This window comes from Paenibacillus silagei, from assembly GCF_017874735.1.
Lineage (GTDB): Bacteria > Bacillota > Bacilli > Paenibacillales > Paenibacillaceae > Paenibacillus_AQ > Paenibacillus_AQ silagei.
In genome coordinates this window covers 108,173-126,571 of the sequence record NZ_JAGGLV010000019.1, presented here as the reverse complement: position 1 = coordinate 126,571, position 18,399 = coordinate 108,173, and the positions used below count along the sequence as shown (strand labels likewise).

Here is an 18,399-nt window from a genome sequence, read left to right as displayed (position 1 = left end):
TGGGTTCCATCCTTATTCACAGAATATGGACCTTGTTGTATACAATTACCCGATTCTCCAGGCGGTTACGCTCAGCACGAATAACAGCGCGGCAAAAGCGGCCAAAAGTCCCGAGGTCTGGGCGATCTGCAGATGATCCATGGACCAGCCCGTCAGCAGCGGCAGCACCGCGCCGCCGATTCCGCCGGAGGCGATCATAATGCTCGGCGTGGATTCTTCCGCGCCGGGCAGCAGCTTGCTGGAGAAGACCAGCGCGATGGAGAAGATGCCGGACATGAACAGGCCAAGCAGCAGGATGATGGCAAAGGCGGCAAGCCGGTGACCGGCGAACGGGAAAATAATAAGCAGCAGCAAAGCGGCAAAGCAGCTGACGAGCACATAGATGCGGTAGGAGATCTTCTCGGCGATGACACCGGCGAACAGTCTGCCTGCCGACATGGCAAGCCAGAAGAAGGTCACCGTGAGCGCAGCCGCGGCCTCGCTCATGCCCAGCTTCGCAATGAAGATCGCCGGCATGAAATTCACCAGGCTCATCTCAGTGCCTACATAGAGAAAGAAGAACAGAATGAACAAGCCAAGCACCACCCATTGCTTGCCCTTGTAGGGCAAGGACAACCGTCTCGTAGTTCCCGCTGCCGCAGCGCGGTCAGGGCGGGCAGGCCGCTCATTCAGCGCGCTGTCCAGCGGGCCGAATCTGCTCTTCGCCCAGAAGAGCAGCGAGAGGAGGGAGAAGGCGGCAACGATCAGGAAGGCCAGCCTCCACTGCCCGGCGGCAATCAGCGGACTGGCCGCCAGCGGCATGAGCAGCGCCCCGACACCGAACAGCACTTCCAGCCGGCTCATGGCAACCGCTGTTCCTTCGGTGACTGCGGCTATAATAATCGTGCCGATGACGGCTTCGATCATCCCGAAGCCGAACCCTGCGGCTACGGCAATTACGTACATCCAGCCCCAGGGCGGGAGGAAGGCGTAGGCAATCTCGGCACAGAGCAGCAGGCCGGTGGCAATCAGAATGCCGCCGCGCTTGCCGAACCGCCGGTTCAGCAGCGGCGAGACCAGTACGCCGGCCAGGAAGCCCGCGAACTGGCTGAAGATCAGCTCGCCCCCTGCACTGTAGCTGCGGTCATAATGCTGGAGCAGCACCGGAAGAATGGAGCCCAGGACGACATGAGCGAGGCCGATTACGAAATAGGAGAGACAGCCGATCCAGATTAGTTTTTTCAAGAATAAGACTCCTTATGAATCAATTTATGAACAGATGGCGGGATTCAGAATGAACGGGAAGGGTACACTATATTAGGCACAGGTTAATCATAAATCCAAACCGTGGACGTGAATATATAAACTTATATTCACATGAATTTGAAGGGAGCTGTGACGTCAATGGATAACAAAGAGCTGGAGAAAACAATCATACAGGTGCTGGACGACAACAGGTTCGGTTCCTTCGGCACGATTGAGGCTGGTAACAAGCCTAAGGTGCGTTACATGGCGATATTTCATGACGGACTGTCCATCTATCTGGCAACTAACCGCAAGACTCATAAGGTAGAAGAGCTTCAGGATAATCCGAATGCTAGTCTCTTGCTTGGCTATGAACAGGGCGGCGGCAAGGATGTACTGGAGATTGAAGCTACAGTTGCTGTGACGAAGGATGATAGCTTGCGCTCTAAGGTATGGAATGAATCCCTGGAGAAATGGTTCAAGGGACCGGATGATCCCGATTATGTCATTCTTGAGCTGTCCCCTTCGCGGATTGAATATACGGGCAAGAACGGTGAGCACGGGGTATGGCAGTCTTAAGCGGTTGTCTCCGGTAAAAGGATGGCAGTGGCCGGTAACGGATAAGTTCCGCCTAAGCCTAAGTACTATATAGTCCGGCAATCCGGGCCTCTTAGGAACCTCCATGGTTCATAGGGGGCCCTTTCTGCTGCTGCTTTTCGGATTGTGCCGGAGGAATCATGCTATAATGACCTCAGGTTATCGACATCATGAGGCGGAGGGGATTGCCATGAACTGTGTTGATTGTGCTGACATCGACCCGATAGAGGATCAAGGGGAGCTGAAGCTCCGCCCCTGCTCTGATCCGCTGGCTGCTGCCATCCGGAATGCCGGTTATGAAGTATTTGAGACAAGCAAGACCTGTATCATTCCATATCATCGTAAGGAAGAGCTGTTGAAGCTTATAGAAATGCTGGTGGCGGCTAAGGACATAGCGGACTCCTTATCCGTGTGCGTTAAGAGTAAAGGTGCCCCTGCAGCCCCGGAACGGTGGCTGACCTTCGATCAGCTGAAGGTCCGCTTCGCTAACGAGAATCTGGTGTCCATCATTATGAGCCATGATTTCTGCAGCCACATGCAGCCGATTGTGAATTTCAGCGAGGAGATTGTCGGCTTTGAATTTCTGCTGCGCCCGCTGCCCCAGGGCAGTTATTTTCAGCCCTATGAGCTGTTTGAGATTGCCCGGCGGACAGGATTTCATTCCTTCCTTGACCGGGCCGCCCGGATCTCGGCGATCGAGACCGGCAGTAAGCTGCTGCCTAAGGGCATCAAGCGGTTCATTAATTTCCTGCCCTCTTCTATTTATAATCCCAAGTATTGTCTTACGCATACCTTCGAGGCGATCCGGAGGCTGGACCAGAACCCGGAGGACTATGTATTTGAAGTAGTGGAGACGGAGCAGATCAGCGATATTGCCCATCTGCGCGCCATCTTCGCCGAATACCGCCAGCAGGGGATGCGGGTTGCGCTGGATGATGTCGGCGCGGGCTACTCCACGCTAGAGCTGATGTCCCTCCTTCAGCCGGATTATGTCAAGGTTGACCGTAGTCTGATCAGCTTCTGTGACCGGGATGAGGGGAAGCAACGGATGCTTAGGGAGATAATCTCCAGGGCCGGAGAATTCGGTGCAAGCCTGCTGGCCGAAGGCATTGAACGCCGTGAGGAATTCCTGGTCTGCCGTGATCTCGGTATGGATTTGGGACAAGGCTATCTGTTCGGGCTGCCGGAGGAGAAGCCTCCGGGAAGGTTCGGAATTACGGCCTGAACAGCAAGGATCATTCTCCCCGGATACCGGCAGACCTCAAGACTGCCGGTATCCGGGGATTTGTGATGTCACTTGGAAGGAAGAAAGGACGGTTAACAACGTGAGTGTAACCCTATTGTACGTAGAAGACGACCGGGAGATCGGCAGTGTCGTAGCGGCAGATCTGCGGGAACGGGAATATGCTGTGCGCTGGCTGGAGAGCGGAGACGGGGCGCTTGAAGCTGCAGAGGGCTGCCAGCTTGCGATTCTGGATGTGATGCTGCCGGGGCTGGACGGCTTCACCGTCGGCCAGCGGCTGAAGCGGGCTTATCCGGAGCTGCCGGTTCTGATGCTCTCGGCGCGCACCTCCATTGACGATAAGCTTCAGGGGCTGGACTTCGCGGATGATTATCTGACCAAGCCGTTTCATCCCGATGAGCTGGCGGCGAGAATCGAGGTTCTGCTGAGAAGAAGCGGCGCTGCCGCGCCCGCTCAGTTGACCCTTAAGCATCTGGTTGTCATACCGGGGAGCAGTGTGGTCACGGAAGCTGCGACCGGACGGGAGATTATGCTTACCGGTAAGCAGTTTCAGATCTTCTCTTATCTGCTGCGGCATCTGGGCCAGATTCTGACCAAGGAGCAGATCTATGAGGCGGTCTGGGGGGAGAGCTATATCGAAGGCGACAAGACGCTGATGGTACATATCCGTTATCTGCGCGAGAAGCTGGAGCTTGATCCGGCCGCGCCGGAGATTATTGAGACGGTCCGGGGGATCGGCTACCGGGTGAGAGGGTGAAGGGGGCAGGGCGTTTCCAGCTGCTGCACCGTTCGCTGCTTTTTCGTTATCTGCTGATTATTGTAGCTGCACTGCTGTTCGTGCCAGTTGTTATTCCGCTGACGATTGCCGTATACAGCATCTTCGCGGGGGCTACTCATACAAGTCCACCCAAGGAGTATGAACAGTATTCCAGTATAGATAAGCTGGAGATTCTGTGGCATGAGGAAGCGCGCAAGCTTCTTGGTGAACCCCCGGCGGATATTACCAAGCGGCTGTCGGCCTTAGGCGAAGCCTATCCGCTGTCGAGAATATTCTGGGTCGATCCTGCGGGCATAACACAGCTGGTGACAGAGCCTTCAGGACCGCCGCTGCTCTTGACGGGAGAGGCTCCGGCTGTTCCCGCCCAGTGGAGCGCCGCTGAAGCGGTATCCTTCATGAAGGACAGTGCGGCGCTGAAGCCGCTGGCGATTGTCGCTTTTATAGGAGACCGGGCAGAGGCCGCAGAGGGCTTCATGGTCATGCAGATTCCTGAGGATATTACGGAGACCAAATACGCGGCAGGACTGGATAAATGGTATACGATTGCCATGCTGGTGTTCTTCCTGCTGTTCATCACCAGCTCCTGGTTCTTCTTCATCATGATCCGCAGAAGACTGCTGCGGCTGCAGACCGCTATGGTGTTCACCGGGCAGGAGGGCTTGCCGCAGATTGTTCCGCCGGGGAAGCCGGATGAGATCGGGCGTCTGGAGGAAGCATTCAATACCATGGTGACGGAGCTTAAGGCAGGCCGTGCCCGAGAGGCGGAAGAAGAGGCGCTGCGCAAGCGGCTGGTGGCCGATCTGTCGCATGATCTGCGGACTCCGCTGACCGTCATTCGCAGCCACCTCCATGTACTGGGCAAGGAGCCGTTGTCACCGCATGGCCAGTCCTCCCTTGAGCTGATGGATCAGCGGATTGAGAGCCTTGGCATCCTAATTGAGAACCTGCTGTCCTACAATCTGCTGAACAGCGGACGCATTGCGCTGCACCCGGAACGCCGGGATGTGCTGAGACTGGTGCGGGAGAGCGCCGCCGCCTGGTATCCGGTGTGGGAGAAGGAGGGATACCAGATCGAGATTGATCTGGAGGGAGCGCCGCTGTACTGGGAGATCGATGACAGCTGGTTCCGCAGAGTGCTGGATAATCTGTTCCAGAACATTCTGCGTCATGCGCGCAGCGGATTATATGTTGGAATACTTACGGAGATCCGTGAGGGCAACCGGGTGATTATCATCTCCGATCACGGCGGCGGCCTTGCGCAGAGCACGGACTCCGCAGGAGCCGGCCTGGGCCTGTCGATTGTCGATCTGCTGCTGAAACGGATGGACCTGGAATGGAGCATGGAGAGCACGGCGAAGGGGACCGAGGTTGTGATCTGGAAGCGGGATGCCCCGAACAATTTAAACAAAATTTAAACTTGCTGCTTCCGTGCTTTTAACCTTGGGGCGTTATGCTGTTACCGAGGTGAAGAGAATGAAGGATACAGTGATAGAGACAAAAAATCTGCTTAAAGAATACCGCGGCCGTGCGGCTGTGAAGAACCTGAATCTCAATATTACAAAAGGGGAAATCTACGGCTTCCTCGGACCGAACGGTGCCGGCAAAACAACAACCATCCGCATGCTGCTCGGCCTGATCAAGCCGACCTCCGGCAGCATTGAAATCTTCGGCAAGGAGCTGCGTGCGAACCGGATGCAGATTCTGCGCAAGGTAGGCTCGCTGGTGGAATCGCCGTCCTACTACGGGCATCTGAGTGCATGGGACAACCTGGAGGCGATCCGCCGCATTCTGGGTGTGCCCAAGGTGCGTATTGCCGAGGTGCTGGAGATCGTATCGCTTACCGGGGAGGAGACGCGGCCAGTCAAGGGCTTCTCGCTGGGCATGAAGCAGCGGCTGGGGATTGCGGCAGCCCTGCTGGGCAGCCCGGAGCTGCTGATTCTCGATGAGCCGACCAACGGACTGGACCCGTCAGGCATACAGGAGATCCGCTCCCTGATTAAGCGGCTGCCTGGAGAGCAGGGCATTACGGTTCTGGTATCCAGCCATCTGCTGAGCGAGATTGAGCAAATGGCCGGTACGGTCGGCATTATCCGCGAGGGGCAGATGGTCTATCAGGATACCATTGCACATCTCCAGCAGCAGGCGGCCGGCCATCTGCGTCTGGCGTTATCCGAGCCGGAGACTGCGCTGATGACGGCGGTGCGGCGCGGCTGCGGCGGCGAGCTGCAGGAGGGCCGGCTGGTCCTGCCCCGGATGAGTGATGCGAGAGTATCGCTGCTGGTCAAAGAGCTGGTCGAGGAGGGGCACGCAATCTACAGGGTGGAGGAGCACAGGCAATCTCTGGAGGAATTCTTCCTGCAGGTGGTTGGGGGAGGGGAGCTATGATGTGGCGTGCGCTGTCGGCGGACTGGCTTAAGATCCGCGGCAAAGGCATTTGGTTCCTCGCCTTCCTCGGCCCGCTGGGTCTTATCGCTATGCAGGGGCTGAATTTCGGCCTCCGTTATGACTATCTTCGCGGGCAGTACCGGGAGGATCTGTGGGGTGGCCTGCTCAGTGAGGTTGTACCCTTCGTCCCGATTGCCCTGTATCTTGGAGGCACACTGATCTGCTCTCTGATTGCGAATGTCGAGCATCAGACCAGCGCCTGGAAGCAGCTTCTGGCACTGCCTGTCTCCCGTACGGCTGTGTTCATGGCGAAGCTGCTGCTCTGCCTGCTGCTGCTTATCGTGTCCTGCCTGCTGCTGTCGGCAGGAACAGTCGTCCTCGGGCTGCTGCTCGGATTCGGCGCTCAGCCGATACCGCTTGCAGATGTCCTGCGGATAGGCTTCGCCGCTTATGCTGCGGCCATGCCTGTCATTGCACTCCAGCTGTGGCTCTCTCTATCCAGCCGGAACCAGACCCTTCCGGTATCGGTGGGATTGACCTTGTCGCTGGTCAGCCCGTTCGGTGTATACTTCACGGAATGGATGCCGCTCTCCTGGCCGGTCTTAGCCTGGAGTGATCCGCGTCCTTGGCTGTTCAGCGGAGCCGGCCTGTTGCTTGGACTCCTGGTAATCCTGCCTGGAGCCATACATTTCGCGCGAAAGGATGTGGACTGAATATGCGGACTTTTCTGCGAATAATGTCTGCGGAGTGCATGAAGATAGCCGGGTTCCGCACCTGGCTGTTAATCCTGCTCAGTCCGCTGATCTCCCTGCCGATAGGCGCGCTTTCGGACATGCAAGAGGATAGGGTGATAACCTGGCAGGTTCTGCTGAGCACAATGTCAGCGGTACATGCGCTGCTGTTTCTTCCGGTACTCTCTGGACTCTTCGCTGCTTTAATCTGCCGCAATGAGCATAGTGACGGCGGCTGGAAGCAGCTCCTGGCGCTTCCGGTTACACGAACCTCCGTATATTTTGCCAAATATGCATTAATTGTAGCGCTGCTGGGTGCGGTTCAGCTGCTGTTTCTTGCAGGGGTTCTGGGAGTGGGGTGGTATCGGGGTACAGAAGGGGGAGTTCCCTGGGGGCTGCTGCTGAACAGCCTGTTCGGAGGCTGGTTTGCCTGCCAGCCGCTGGCTGCACTGCAACTGGCGATATCTCAAGGCTGGAGCAGCTTCGGCGCCCCGCTTGCGCTGAATGTCTGCTTCACCATTCCCAATATACTGATTGCGAACTCCTCCACCTACGGTCCTTATTATCCATGGGTACAGCCGGTGCTGGCCATGTCCCCCTTCGGCGAAGAACGGTTCGGCGCCTTCAACCTGCCGCTGGAGAGCCTGATGATTGTCGTGTCGGGCAGCCTGCTTCTGTTCCTGGGTGCTGGCTTGATAGCCTTTTGGCGTAAGGCGGTATAAGGTTAGCAGGTATCGGAATGCGGCTGGAGGGAAATGTTAAAACTAATCACATGTTAGGGTTCACGTACGATTTACGCATGCGATTAAGGTATACGAGGTATGCTTAAATGCACTCTGTACAACTAAATCACCTGATATATGGCCTAGGAGTGGTTTAGTTGCACTTCGTACATTTAAAAATCCATCTGTACCGGATTCTCACCCATTCGGGCAGATTTAGTTGTACAGACTACAGTTAGAAGAGGAAAACCTTTCTTTTCGGGGTTTTTAGATGTACAGACTACAACTATCACTGAATGATCACTGAATGTTCGAAGCGAACCCGAACGAAACTGATCATACTAGCTGATCTCGCTGATGGATAAGCTATACATCGCCGCATGTTTGAATGAATTCCCTCCCGTATTTTCTTCTCAATGGACATTGGACGCCATTTTTTCTATAATTAATCGTAGAAGATACTATTAAGCGCCGGTGACACCGGATGAGCATATGGAGGAGGGCGGGAGCATGGAACCAGCGGCACTTGAAGAATGCGACAACACCTGTAATGGTTCCGAACTGGAACCGGAATCGATGGCCTTGATTCTGCCGGACCGTGAGATCACAGATAAGATGGCAGAAATGTTTAAGGCACTGGGTGATCCGACAAGAGTTCGGCTGATCTACGCATTATCCCAGCAGGAGCTGTGTGTGCATGACTTGTCCTCTATACTGGATATGGGACAATCGGCAGTCTCCCATCAGCTCCGCTATCTGCGCAATCTGCGGATTGTGAAGCGCCGCAAGGAAGGCAAGACCGTATATTATTCGCTGAATGATGCACATGTGGAGCAGATTTTCCTGCAGACCCATGAGCATATCCGGCATGAATAGATTGTCCTGACAGCAAAAGGGCTGTCCCAACGCCGGGTAATGGCTTGGGGCAGCCCTTTTATAAATTATGATGTGAGATAAACCGAATACATGTTCCAGCGCGAGGGTATGTGTTCGAAATATATGTGGAAAACAGCATACAATCGGTCGTTGTAAGGGCAAGTGGTTCGAATATATGTGGAAAACAGCATACAATCGGTCGTTGTGAGGGCAAGTGGTTCGAATATATGTGGAAAACAGCATACAATCGGTCGTTGTGAGGGCAAGTGGCCGAATATATGTGGAAAACAGCATACATTCTGCGGGCATACAGAATCGTTAGATTTTCCTCGGACTCCCTCATTCTCCCTTACCCGCTTCCCCTTCTTCCTCAGACCGGAAGGTGACCGTGCTTCACAGCAGAATTCTCAATTTGCAGTGTGGAGTGCTGGATGCCGAAATTCTCTTCCACTAATTTAAGTGCCTGCTGCAGCACCTGCTCCGTATTCACCCCGTCTTTGATCAGCAGATGACCGCTGAGAGCATCCAGGCCGGAGGTGATGGTCCAGATATGCAGGTCATGCACATCCTGAACCCCTTCAATTTGAAGTAGCGCCTTTTCGACCTCTTCGGCATTCACGCTAAGCGGAGTTCCTTCCATAAGGATATGGAAGGCCTGCTTGATGACGCCCCAGGCGCTGCGCAGGATGAGCAGGGCGACCAGCACACTGATGATAGGGTCTGCCACATACCAGGAGAACAGGTTCATAATCAGTCCAGCCGCCAGCGCGCCGACGGAGCCGAGAGCATCGCTGATTACATGCAGGTAAGCGCTGCGGATATTGATATTGTCTTTAGCCCCGCTTTTGCGCATCAGTGACCAGGCGCTGACGAGGTTGGCCAGCAGTCCGACACTGGCAATCAGCATCATCGTTCCGCTGGCTACCACCGGAGGGGCGGAGAAGCGTTGGAAGGCTTCATACATAATGAATCCGGAGATTACAAACAGGGTCACCCCGTTGAACAAAGCCGCCATAATCTCAAACCGGTGGAAGCCGTAGGAGTTCTTGGAGGATGCCGGTTTCACCGCGATAATCATGGCCACAAGGCTAAGGGCAAGGGAGGCGGTATCGCTGAGCATATGCCCCGAGTCGGACAAGAGAGCCAGGCTCCCGGTGAACAGGCCGCCGAAGAATTCAAGGAACATAATACCGCCGGTGATAATTAAGGCGATCAGCAGGCCTTTCTTATTATCCGGTGCGTGGGAATGCGCATGTGAATGGGAGTGGGCGTGGGAATGCGAATGCCCGCCAGCGTGCGAATGAGTGTGTGTTCCAGCATGCGAATGAGTGTGTGAATCGGTTTTGGAATTGTTCATTAGATAGGACCTCTTTTCAGTTAACATATGAATTATTGCTCATATGTTAATATTATGGCCAGCTCAGACAAATTACAAGCTTTTTTATGTAGATGAAGAATAGTTTGTCCAAAATAACTCCATCGGCATCCAGATTCTTCACAGTACATAATTAGCCACAATCTGTGGGCTGAATGCATTGACACTGCATGATTCAGGGGAATATAATAGGTGTAAGTTAACATATGAACAAATACTCATATATAGGGACGATCAAGGGAGATGAGTCATTTGAGTACGGTAGAAGACAATGTGAAGCGCAAGTGGGTCCTGGATGGGCTGGACTGCGCGAACTGCGCTATGAAAATCGAGAATAAGGTCAAGAAGATTGAAGGCGTGTCCTCCTGCTCCGTCAACTTCGCGACGAAGACCATGACACTGGAGACAACAGCTGCTGCTGCAGATGAGATCGCGAAGCAGGCTGAGCATACGGTAACCAAGCTGGAGCCGCATGTGAAGCCGCGGGCGGTTCGAGCTTCGCGTGCGGTCAAGAAGCCGTTGTCTGCGGAGGGGGCAGCTCAGGTACGCGGCGCAGCGGTTCAAGGACAGGGCCATGTTCATACCCACAGTGAAGCGCACGGTCATGAGCATGCCCATGGAGAAGGACATTCCCATGAAGAGGGGCACCCGCATTCACATGCTGCTGAGCATAGCCACAGCAAGGAGGATTCACATGGCCACGGACACAGCCATGAGCATGGGGAGGGCGATACGCGCCGCATCCTGATGCGGCTGGGCGGCGGTGCCATTCTGGCTGCGGCCGGCATGTTCCTGCCGGTCAGCGGGATCACCGAGCTGCTGATCTTCCTGGCAGCTTATCTGATTGTCGGCGGAGAGGTCGTCCTCGCCGCTGCCCGGAATATTGTAAGGGGCCAGGTGTTCGATGAGAACTTCCTGATGGCCCTTGCGACCATCGGCGCCTTCGCCATCGGCGAATATCCTGAAGGCGTTGCGGTTATGCTCTTCTATCAGGTAGGTGAGCTGTTCCAGGGAATGGCGGTGAACCGTTCACGCCGTTCAATCACAGCGCTGATGGATATCCGGCCGGAGTTCGCCTATCTGAAGGAAGGCAGTAATCTGCGGAAGGTGTCCCCCGAAGAGGTTAGAGTAGGAGACAGCATCGTAGTTAAGCCCGGTGAGAAGGTTCCGCTGGACGGGATTATTCTGGAGGGCAGCGCGATGATGGATACCTCGGCACTGACCGGAGAATCCGTTCCCCGTTCTACTCAGCCGGGCAGCCAGGTACTCAGCGGATTCATTAACCGCAATGGTGTGATTACCATTGAAGTGACCAAGGACTTCGGTGAATCGGCAGTCTCGCAGATTCTGGAGCTGGTCCAGAATGCTACGAATAACAAAGCAAAGACAGAGAATTTCATCACCAAATTCGCCCGTGCCTATACGCCGGTCGTAGTCATAACAGCGCTGCTGCTGGCCGTGGTTCCGCCGCTGATTCTGAGCGGAGCCACCTTCTCCGACTGGATCTACCGTGCACTGGTCTTCCTCGTTATCTCATGCCCTTGTGCGCTGGTCGTGTCGATTCCCCTCGGGTTCTTCGGCGGGATCGGTGCCGCGTCGAAGAACGGGATTCTGGTGAAGGGCAGCAACTATCTGGAAGCCTTGAATGATGTGAAGATCGTTGTGTTCGATAAGACAGGAACCTTGACCAAAGGCCAGTTCACGGTAACCGGCAATGTTCCGGCGGAAGGCTTCACAGAGCAGGAGCTGCTGCGGGTAGCGGCTTATGCGGAGAGCCACTCCGGCCATCCGATTGCGGAATCCATCCGTGCAGCCTATGGCGAAGCTATTCCGGGTGAAGCCATTACCGGCTATAACGAAATTTCCGGCCACGGCATCGCAGTTACCGTGGAGGGGAAGGCAGTGCTGGCCGGGAATGCGCGGCTGATGGAGCGTGAAGGGATTGCCAGCGTAACTCCGCAGGAGTACGGGACGATCGTTCATATTGCTGTAGATAAGCGCTACGCAGGCTATCTCGTCATTGCAGATGAAGTGAAGGACGATTCGCTTAAGGCCATTCAGGCTCTGAATGCACTGGGAATCCGCAAGACGGTTATGCTGACGGGTGACGCCGCTCCGGTAGCCGAGTCTGTCGGCAGACAGCTGGGCATTCAGGAGATTCATGCTGAGCTGCTGCCGGGAGATAAGGTCGCAGCGATTGAACAGCTGGAGCGGGAAAAGGGACCGAAGGAGAAGATCATTTTTGTCGGGGACGGGATTAATGATACTCCGGTGCTGGCCAGAGCGGATGTCGGGATTGCCATGGGCGGACTTGGCTCGGATGCGGCCATTGAAGCAGCGGATATTGTAATCATGACGGATGAGCCTTCCAAAATCGCTTCCGCCATCGGGATCGCCAAACGGACGCGGACCATTGTCTGGCAGAACATTGCTTTTGCGCTGGGAGTCAAAGCGGTCTTCCTGCTGCTGGGAGCGTTCGGAATTGCCACGATGTGGGAGGCCGTATTCTCAGATGTCGGAGTTACTGTACTCGCTGTACTGAACAGCATGCGCGCCTTACAGCCGCCGAAATCGGTATAATCGTGTAAGATGAATCGATAATGAAATAATTATGAAAAGTATAAGCCTTAATGATCCTAATTTTTGGGTCTTAAGGCTTATTTTTATTGTATGTATAATGTTTTTTGTCTATTTATGCCGATATATCAATATACATATTTACAGCATATGGAAGACCAGAATGGGTTTCTAGGGGGATTTTGCGGTGAATGAGGGAAGTGTACGGTCAAAATTGAAAATGAATGCAAAGAACGGAAAATCATTATCGCTGCAAAGCAAGTATTCGCTTGTTATTTTGGCAATTGCTATTGTACCTCTGCTCGGCGTCACGATTTTTTTCATGCAGTACTTCGGGGGTGTCACCAGAGACGATAGCGAGGAGCTCGCCCAGAATATTCTGGAGATGAACACTACACGCATCGTAGAGTGGCTGAATACGCGGACATCTGCGGTCCAGGAGCTGATTGCGCAGCATCCTGAATTCGATACCTCAAGACCGGATACTATTTTTCCTGTGGTCAAGGTACTCGAAGAGAGCGATACTCAGTCCGAAGGCTACAGCGTCATTAACAAGCAGGGCATTCTGGCCAATTCCCTTAAGCTTACGGCGGATGTGGGCCAATCGGCATATTTCCTGCAGGCCAAGGAGAGTCTTGCTCCGGCGGTAGCGGAGATGTCTTATCTGGAACAGCTCAGTAAATATATTATCCCGGTATTCGTTCCGGTCGTGGACAAGGACAAGCAGTTTGGCGGCGGTATCGCCTTCTCGGTGACACCGGACATTCTGATGGAGATGGGCAAAAACATCCACGTGGGCGATACAGGCTACGGATATGTGATCTCTGGCAAGGGTGATTATTACGCCTACTCCGAGACCGAGCGGATCGGCAAGAATATCGCGGATTACGCGAAGACCACAGAGATGAAGCAGGCCGTAGAGCATATTCTCGGCAAGGAAGCAGGCTCGGAAGTTTATAAGGGAGAGGACGGCAAGCAGGTGATTACCTATTTCCGTACCGTCCCGGGCACAGACTGGAAGCTGCTGATTACGGTTCCCAAAAGCGAGATTACCGCCAAAGTCACCTCAGCCCAGCGGATATCCACATTGTTCATTGCAATCATCATTCTGGCGGTCGTTGCCTTGGCCTTGTCTCTGACCCGTCTGATTGTGAAGCCGATTGTGGCGATCTCCGGGGTGATGAAGAAAGTAGCGGACGGCCATCTCAGCGAACGGGTGACCGTGCGCTCGGGTGATGAGATCGGCCAGATGAGCCAGAGCATTAATGATATGATCGGATCATTGTCCGGCATTGTCGGCAAAATCGATGCTACCGTGGCGCAGGTTGCTATCTCGGCAGAAAGCGTGCTGAAATACGCCAGTCAGACCTCGAATACATCGGCAGAGATTGAGACGGTCGTCCAGGAAGTCGCCCAGGGCATGGGCGAGCAGTTCAAGGGCTCGGAGCAGGCGGCCAGAGCTACGGAGGAGATGGCGATCGGGCTGCAGCGGATTGCGGAATCCTCCGTTAATGTGTCCGACCAGGCAGAGACAGTCAGCACTGAGGTCGAGAACGGATACGTGGAGATTCAATCCACACTTAAGCAGATGACTGTCATCAGCGGCGCTGCGGAGGAGACCTCGGCCCTGATAAGCAATCTGAGCGGGCAATCCGAACAAATTGGCCAGATTGTTGACGTAATCTCCGAAATCTCCAATCAGACGGGGCTGTTATCGCTCAATGCGTCGATTGAAGCGGCCAGAGCAGGCGAGCACGGGCGCGGGTTCGGCGTGGTGGCGAATGAAGTGAAAAAGCTGGCGGAGCGCACGAACAGCGCCATTGTGAATATTGTGGAGCTGATCCGTCAAATTCAGGAATCCACCAGAGCGGCCGAGGTCTCTATGGAGAAGAGCATTGCTGAGATCGGAGACGGGATGGGTAAAATGCAGAATGTAGGCACCTCCTTCGACCATATCCGCTCGTCCATCCGTGAGGTATCGGTTCAGATCCAGGACGTCTCTGCCGTCAATGAGCAGATGTCTGCCGGGACAGAGGAGATTACGGCCTCCATCTCCGATATGCTGATTATTGCCAGAGATTCTGCCGAGAGCGCCGAGATGGTGGCGGAGGCCTCCACCGAGCAGCGGAATCTGATGGGCCAGGTTGTCACCTCAGCCGAATCCCTCAACCAGCTGATGAGCGAATTGCGCAGTGAGATCGAGAAGTTTCAATAATATCAGGTAAAATCACCGCAAACACCCCTCTGCCCCACAGGTTACTGTGTGAAGCAGAGGGGTGTTTGCGGTATAGGCTGTGCTGTTAAGCTTAGTGCTGCTCCTCCAGCGTGAGGCTATCAATTCCCGCGCGGATGATATTGCAGGAGTCGGTGAATTTAGCCATCTCTGTATCGCTGAGGTTCAGCTCCAGCAATTCCTGAATACCGCTGCTGCCGATAATGGCCGGAACTCCGGCGCATACGCCGCTTTGTCCGTATTCCCCGTCCAGGATGGCGGAGACGGCGATGATTTTGTGCTCGTCGTTCAGAATGGAGCGGGTGATATAAGCGAGGGCACTGCCGATCCCGAAGTGAGTCGAGCCCTTGCGCGTAAAAATCTCCCAGCCTGCATCCTTCGTCTTGCGGGCGATATCCATAAGGTCCAGGCTGCTGAAGCGCTCGCGGTGCTGCTCCATAATCTGCAGAATCGGCTTGCCGCCGATTGTCACATGGGACCAGGCTACGAACTGCGACTCCCCGTGCTCGCCAAGGGCGTAGCCGTTAACGCTGCGCGGATCAATCGTGAACACCTCCGACAGCAGTGTTTTCAGCCGGGAAGAGTCGATGGAGGTGCCTGTGCCGATTACCCGGTGCCGCGGCAGGCCGGAGATCTGCCAGACCATATAAGTGACAATATCTACAGGGTTCGCAGCGACGACGAAGATCCCATCGAAGCCGCCCGCCATAATCTCGGTGATGATCTCCCGGGTAATTACAGCGGCGGCATCCAGTACATCCAGCCGGGTCTGCCCCGGCTTGGGATTGGCGCCTGCCGTCAGAATGACGACATCCATCCCCGCACAGTCACTGGCGGTGCCGGCATAGACCTTGGTGCGTGTTCCGGTGAAGTCCATGCAGTGCGAGAGATCAAGTGCTTGTGCCATGGCGCGGTCGTAGGTGCGGTCAATCATCATGATCTCATCGCATATGGCCTGATTCACCATGGAATAGGCAACGCTTGAGCCGACCATGCCGGAGCCGACGATTGCCACTTTTCTCGATTTACTTTTCAATTGCCCAGTCCCCACTCTCTACAAGTATGGTACTATTCTAACTGATCTCATCGCAAGTTACCTGACATCGCACCGAAAATGCCCGCTGCACCCGTCCGTTATTTGGCCATAATTCACATGAAAGGTTAGAGTATCAGGGTTCTTATGAATTATAATATGCAGCTGATGGGCATTTGGGAAGACAGAAGGAAAGGGTGTTCCCGGCAGTCCTCCCTAAGGCTGCCGGGGACACCCCCTTGTACATAATTATATAATCCATCCCGGCCTCACCCTAGACCCGGGGCTGCGGAATCTGCGGCTCGGCAGGCAGCATTCCGGTATAGTGCTTATACATGAACAGTCTCCAGTGGAGGATCATGCCGAAGGCCAGAATGAAGAATAATCCGCCGGACTGCGGAACAGAGACATACCGGTTGATGAACTCATGGAGCAGGGTGCGGACCAGCAGCAGTCCAAGCAGAATGAAGGCGAAGCTCTTGGAGCGCTGGGCATAGATCAGCCCTTCACGTTCTTCGAACCGCGTACTGCGGATTAGCGGGTAGGCAAAAATAAACCAGCCGACCAGGAAAGCCGCTACCGCCCACCACCAGGGGAAGCGCACTTCCGGTACGACGAACATGGCGAAGCCGGTGGACATGCCAAGCGGCGGAATCCATATTTTGCGGATGGTTACCGGGCGGGCGCTGGCCTTCATGCGGATAAAAATCACCATCAGCGCCATGAATACTGCTCCCAGCGTGGAGCCCACATGCAGAAGTGAGGGGTTGATGTTACCCATAATTCACGTTCCTCCTCTGTGATTTCGGTCACTATTTACTTCATTATAGCAGATAATGAACGGATTTCATTAATGATGCGCAGCCTGCCTCATGCGGGTGATCTGCCTGAAGCACACAGCAAACCCGCCAGAGTCTAACCCCGGCGGGTCTGCTTGCTAAGTATAGTACAGCAGCTTCGTTAAAGCATGCTGCCATAGAGCTTAAGAACGGCTACGTCCGCCAACCGAACGCAGAATCAGGCTTACAATAAAGATCAGAACCACAGCACCGATCAGTGAAGGGAAGACATAGTAGTCGCTGATCTTAGGTCCCCAGCTTCCCAGCAGCATGCCGCCGAGCCATGAACCGAGAATACCAGCGATAATGTTGCCGATAATTCCGCCTGGAATGTCTCTACCCATAATCAACCCGGCCAGCCAACCAATTACGCCACCAACAATCAACATCCATAGTAAACTCATTAACTCTCAGCTCCTTTTGTGTTTGTTGTCTTCGATGGTTACTATTAACCTTATGCACAGCGTTTAAACCAGTGTTAAATTTTGCCGGCACACATTTATTTAGTATTCCAGTCTGTCCAAATTTATGCTGTTTAACCCTGATAACGCAGTGGGTACATAAAGATGTTATAGTGAATTTATGGTTCACCCGCTGAGTGAGTATAGGGGTGTACAGGGTATATAAGCTTATATACTATACAAACAAAGGAGCCGCTGCCATGCACCAGCCTAATGAAGTATTATTCTATATTGGAACGTACAACAGAGAGGAGAAAGAGGCCATCCTGCTCGGTGCGCTGGATAAGGAGACCGGAGAAATGAGAGTTATGGGCGGTACCCGGGGGATCCTGAATCCTTCCTATCTGGCGGTTAATGCGGCGCAGACGGTATTATATGCAGTGAGTGAGCAGGATGAGGGTGAGGTTCATGCCTACTCCATTGATCCCGGCAGCAAAGCGCTTCATCCGCTGGGCAGCAGAGTGACCGGGGGCGGCGCGCCCTGCTATGTCTCGGTGGCTCCGAAGGGAGATTACATAGCCGTGTCTAACTATACGGGAGGGAATGTCAATGTGTTCCCGCTGAAAGAGGACGGGTCATTACAGGAGATGTCCTCCCAGGTGAAGCATGAGGGCTCGGGAATCCGCAGCGACCGTCAGGATGCCCCCCATCCCCATTCCGTGATTCCGGACAAGACGGGTGATCATGTACTGGTCTGTGATCTCGGTCTCGACCAGATCGTGTTCTATCGTGTGGAGGACGGGAAGCTGGTCACTCACCGGGAGGTAGAGCTTCCTCCAGGCTCAGGACCGCGCCATCTGGCGGTTCATCCTTCGCGGCAATGGATCTATTTGGTTAATGAACTGAACAATACGGTTACCGTGTTCGCCAATGATGAGCCTCAGGGCAATCTGAAGCTCCTGCAGAGTATCAGCAGTCTCCCGGAGCATTATACCGCCGGAAGTGATGATACGGCTGCAGATATCCATGTATCACCATGCGGACGCTACCTCTACGTATCCAACCGTGGGCATGACAGCATCGCACTGTTCCATATTGATAAGGCTACGGGTCTGCTGGAAGCGGAGGACTGGGTGACTTCCGGGGGACGGACACCGCGTAACTTCGCTCTGATCGGCGGCATGCTGCTCGCTGCTAACCAGAACAGCGGCAATATTGCCTCCTTCCGCATAGACAGTGAGACCGGACGGCTGATCCCTACCGGCAATGAGCTGGAAGTGCCGGCACCTGTCTGCCTTGTAGCCCTGGACTAACCTGGACAAGCATCTCTGTGCAGGAACAGCAAAGCCCCCTGTTAGCCGGAATAAGGCGACAGGGGGCAATTT

General features: G+C 54.5%; 16 protein-coding genes. 11 read left to right on the top strand and 5 right to left on the bottom strand.

What is annotated here, in order from left to right; genetic code table 11:
• Nucleotides 1-45: 45 nt before the first annotated feature.
• The gene (locus J2Z70_RS24085; protein ID WP_209877382.1) at nucleotides 46-1,224 is read right to left on the bottom strand and encodes an MFS transporter; all 1,179 of its coding nucleotides are present in this window, start codon (nucleotides 1,222-1,224) and stop codon (nucleotides 46-48) included.
• A gap of 159 nt (nucleotides 1,225-1,383) precedes the next feature.
• On the opposite strand from J2Z70_RS24085, the gene J2Z70_RS24080 reads away from it, so the two are divergent.
• The 8 genes from J2Z70_RS24080 (at nucleotide 1,384) to J2Z70_RS24045 (ending at nucleotide 8,556) form a co-directional block, all read left to right on the top strand.
• Entirely contained in the window at nucleotides 1,384-1,803 is a 420-nt protein-coding gene (locus J2Z70_RS24080) for a pyridoxamine 5'-phosphate oxidase family protein (protein WP_209877381.1), read from the top strand.
• Nucleotides 1,804-2,011: 208 nt separating this feature from the next.
• On the top strand, nucleotides 2,012-3,046 hold the full coding sequence (locus J2Z70_RS24075) for an EAL domain-containing protein (protein WP_209877380.1): 1,035 nt from the start codon (nucleotides 2,012-2,014) through the stop codon (nucleotides 3,044-3,046).
• Between the two features lie 100 nt (nucleotides 3,047-3,146).
• Entirely contained in the window at nucleotides 3,147-3,821 is a 675-nt protein-coding gene (locus J2Z70_RS24070; protein ID WP_036732799.1) for a response regulator transcription factor, read from the top strand.
• Nucleotides 3,818-5,257, top strand: coding sequence for a sensor histidine kinase (locus tag J2Z70_RS33925; protein WP_209877379.1), 1,440 nt, complete (start codon nucleotides 3,818-3,820; stop codon nucleotides 5,255-5,257). The genes J2Z70_RS24070 and J2Z70_RS33925 overlap by 4 nt, the downstream gene beginning before the upstream one ends.
• A gap of 58 nt (nucleotides 5,258-5,315) precedes the next feature.
• Nucleotides 5,316-6,227 (top strand): ABC transporter ATP-binding protein, encoded by a 912-nt coding sequence (locus tag J2Z70_RS24060; RefSeq protein ID WP_209877378.1) that lies wholly within the window; start codon nucleotides 5,316-5,318, stop codon nucleotides 6,225-6,227.
• Nucleotides 6,224-6,940: an ABC transporter permease gene (locus J2Z70_RS24055; protein ID WP_209877376.1), complete on the top strand. Its 717-nt coding sequence runs from the start codon at nucleotides 6,224-6,226 to the stop codon at nucleotides 6,938-6,940. Before J2Z70_RS24060 ends, J2Z70_RS24055 begins: the two co-directional genes overlap by 4 nt.
• A 2-nt stretch (nucleotides 6,941-6,942) precedes the next feature.
• Nucleotides 6,943-7,680 carry an ABC transporter permease gene (locus J2Z70_RS24050; protein ID WP_209877374.1) on the top strand — a complete coding sequence of 246 codons (738 nt, stop codon included), beginning with the start codon at nucleotides 6,943-6,945 and terminating at the stop codon, nucleotides 7,678-7,680.
• A gap of 510 nt (nucleotides 7,681-8,190) precedes the next feature.
• Nucleotides 8,191-8,556, top strand: coding sequence for an ArsR/SmtB family transcription factor (locus J2Z70_RS24045; RefSeq protein WP_036732785.1), 366 nt, complete (start codon nucleotides 8,191-8,193; stop codon nucleotides 8,554-8,556).
• Between the two features lie 370 nt (nucleotides 8,557-8,926).
• Here J2Z70_RS24045 and J2Z70_RS24040 read toward each other — a convergent pair whose 3' ends face one another.
• Nucleotides 8,927-9,913, bottom strand: coding sequence for a cation diffusion facilitator family transporter (locus J2Z70_RS24040; protein WP_209877373.1), 987 nt, complete (start codon nucleotides 9,911-9,913; stop codon nucleotides 8,927-8,929).
• 270 nt (nucleotides 9,914-10,183) lie between these two features.
• Here J2Z70_RS24040 and J2Z70_RS24035 point away from each other — a divergent pair, with 270 nt between their 5' ends.
• On the top strand, nucleotides 10,184-12,511 hold the full coding sequence (locus J2Z70_RS24035) for a heavy metal translocating P-type ATPase (RefSeq protein WP_209877371.1): 2,328 nt from the start codon (nucleotides 10,184-10,186) through the stop codon (nucleotides 12,509-12,511).
• 217 nt (nucleotides 12,512-12,728) lie between these two features.
• Nucleotides 12,729-14,723, top strand: a complete 1,995-nt coding sequence (locus tag J2Z70_RS24030; RefSeq protein ID WP_209877369.1) for a methyl-accepting chemotaxis protein — start codon at nucleotides 12,729-12,731, stop codon at nucleotides 14,721-14,723.
• Nucleotides 14,724-14,814: 91 nt separating this feature from the next.
• Here the strand turns inward: J2Z70_RS24030 and J2Z70_RS24025 are convergent, their stop codons facing one another.
• The 3 genes from J2Z70_RS24025 to J2Z70_RS24015 all read right to left on the bottom strand — a co-directional run bounded on the left by J2Z70_RS24025 (nucleotide 14,815) and on the right by J2Z70_RS24015 (nucleotide 17,017).
• On the bottom strand, nucleotides 14,815-15,777 hold the full coding sequence (locus tag J2Z70_RS24025; RefSeq protein WP_036732776.1) for an L-lactate dehydrogenase: 963 nt from the start codon (nucleotides 15,775-15,777) through the stop codon (nucleotides 14,815-14,817).
• Between the two features lie 271 nt (nucleotides 15,778-16,048).
• On the bottom strand, nucleotides 16,049-16,555 hold the full coding sequence (locus J2Z70_RS24020) for a CcdC family protein (protein WP_036732774.1): 507 nt from the start codon (nucleotides 16,553-16,555) through the stop codon (nucleotides 16,049-16,051).
• A 201-nt stretch (nucleotides 16,556-16,756) separates the two neighbouring features.
• The gene (locus tag J2Z70_RS24015; protein WP_036732764.1) at nucleotides 16,757-17,017 is read right to left on the bottom strand and encodes a GlsB/YeaQ/YmgE family stress response membrane protein; all 261 of its coding nucleotides are present in this window, start codon (nucleotides 17,015-17,017) and stop codon (nucleotides 16,757-16,759) included.
• Nucleotides 17,018-17,274: 257 nt separating this feature from the next.
• On the opposite strand from J2Z70_RS24015, the gene J2Z70_RS24010 reads away from it, so the two are divergent.
• The gene (locus J2Z70_RS24010; protein WP_209877367.1) at nucleotides 17,275-18,327 is read left to right on the top strand and encodes a lactonase family protein; all 1,053 of its coding nucleotides are present in this window, start codon (nucleotides 17,275-17,277) and stop codon (nucleotides 18,325-18,327) included.
• The last annotated feature ends 72 nt before the right edge of the window (nucleotides 18,328-18,399 follow it).

What these genes read in the sequence shown, in the direction of transcription:
- J2Z70_RS24080 (WP_209877381.1), top strand. Translation starts at nt 1,384, where the DNA reads ATGGATAACAAAGAGCTGGAGAAAACAATCATACAGGTGCTGGACGAC.
- J2Z70_RS24060 (WP_209877378.1), top strand. Translation starts at nt 5,316, where the DNA reads ATGAAGGATACAGTGATAGAGACAAAAAATCTGCTTAAAGAATACCGC.
- J2Z70_RS24075 (WP_209877380.1), top strand. Translation starts at nt 2,012, where the DNA reads ATGAACTGTGTTGATTGTGCTGACATCGACCCGATAGAGGATCAAGGG.
- J2Z70_RS24010 (WP_209877367.1), top strand. Translation starts at nt 17,275, where the DNA reads ATGCACCAGCCTAATGAAGTATTATTCTATATTGGAACGTACAACAGA.
- J2Z70_RS24050 (WP_209877374.1), top strand. Translation starts at nt 6,943, where the DNA reads ATGCGGACTTTTCTGCGAATAATGTCTGCGGAGTGCATGAAGATAGCC.
- J2Z70_RS24020 (WP_036732774.1), bottom strand. Translation starts at nt 16,555, where the DNA reads ATGGGTAACATCAACCCCTCACTTCTGCATGTGGGCTCCACGCTGGGA.
- J2Z70_RS24030 (WP_209877369.1), top strand. Translation starts at nt 12,729, where the DNA reads ATGAATGCAAAGAACGGAAAATCATTATCGCTGCAAAGCAAGTATTCG.
- J2Z70_RS24040 (WP_209877373.1), bottom strand. Translation starts at nt 9,913, where the DNA reads ATGAACAATTCCAAAACCGATTCACACACTCATTCGCATGCTGGAACA.
- J2Z70_RS24045 (WP_036732785.1), top strand. Translation starts at nt 8,191, where the DNA reads ATGGAACCAGCGGCACTTGAAGAATGCGACAACACCTGTAATGGTTCC.
- J2Z70_RS24055 (WP_209877376.1), top strand. Translation starts at nt 6,224, where the DNA reads ATGATGTGGCGTGCGCTGTCGGCGGACTGGCTTAAGATCCGCGGCAAA.
- J2Z70_RS24015 (WP_036732764.1), bottom strand. Translation starts at nt 17,017, where the DNA reads ATGAGTTTACTATGGATGTTGATTGTTGGTGGCGTAATTGGTTGGCTG.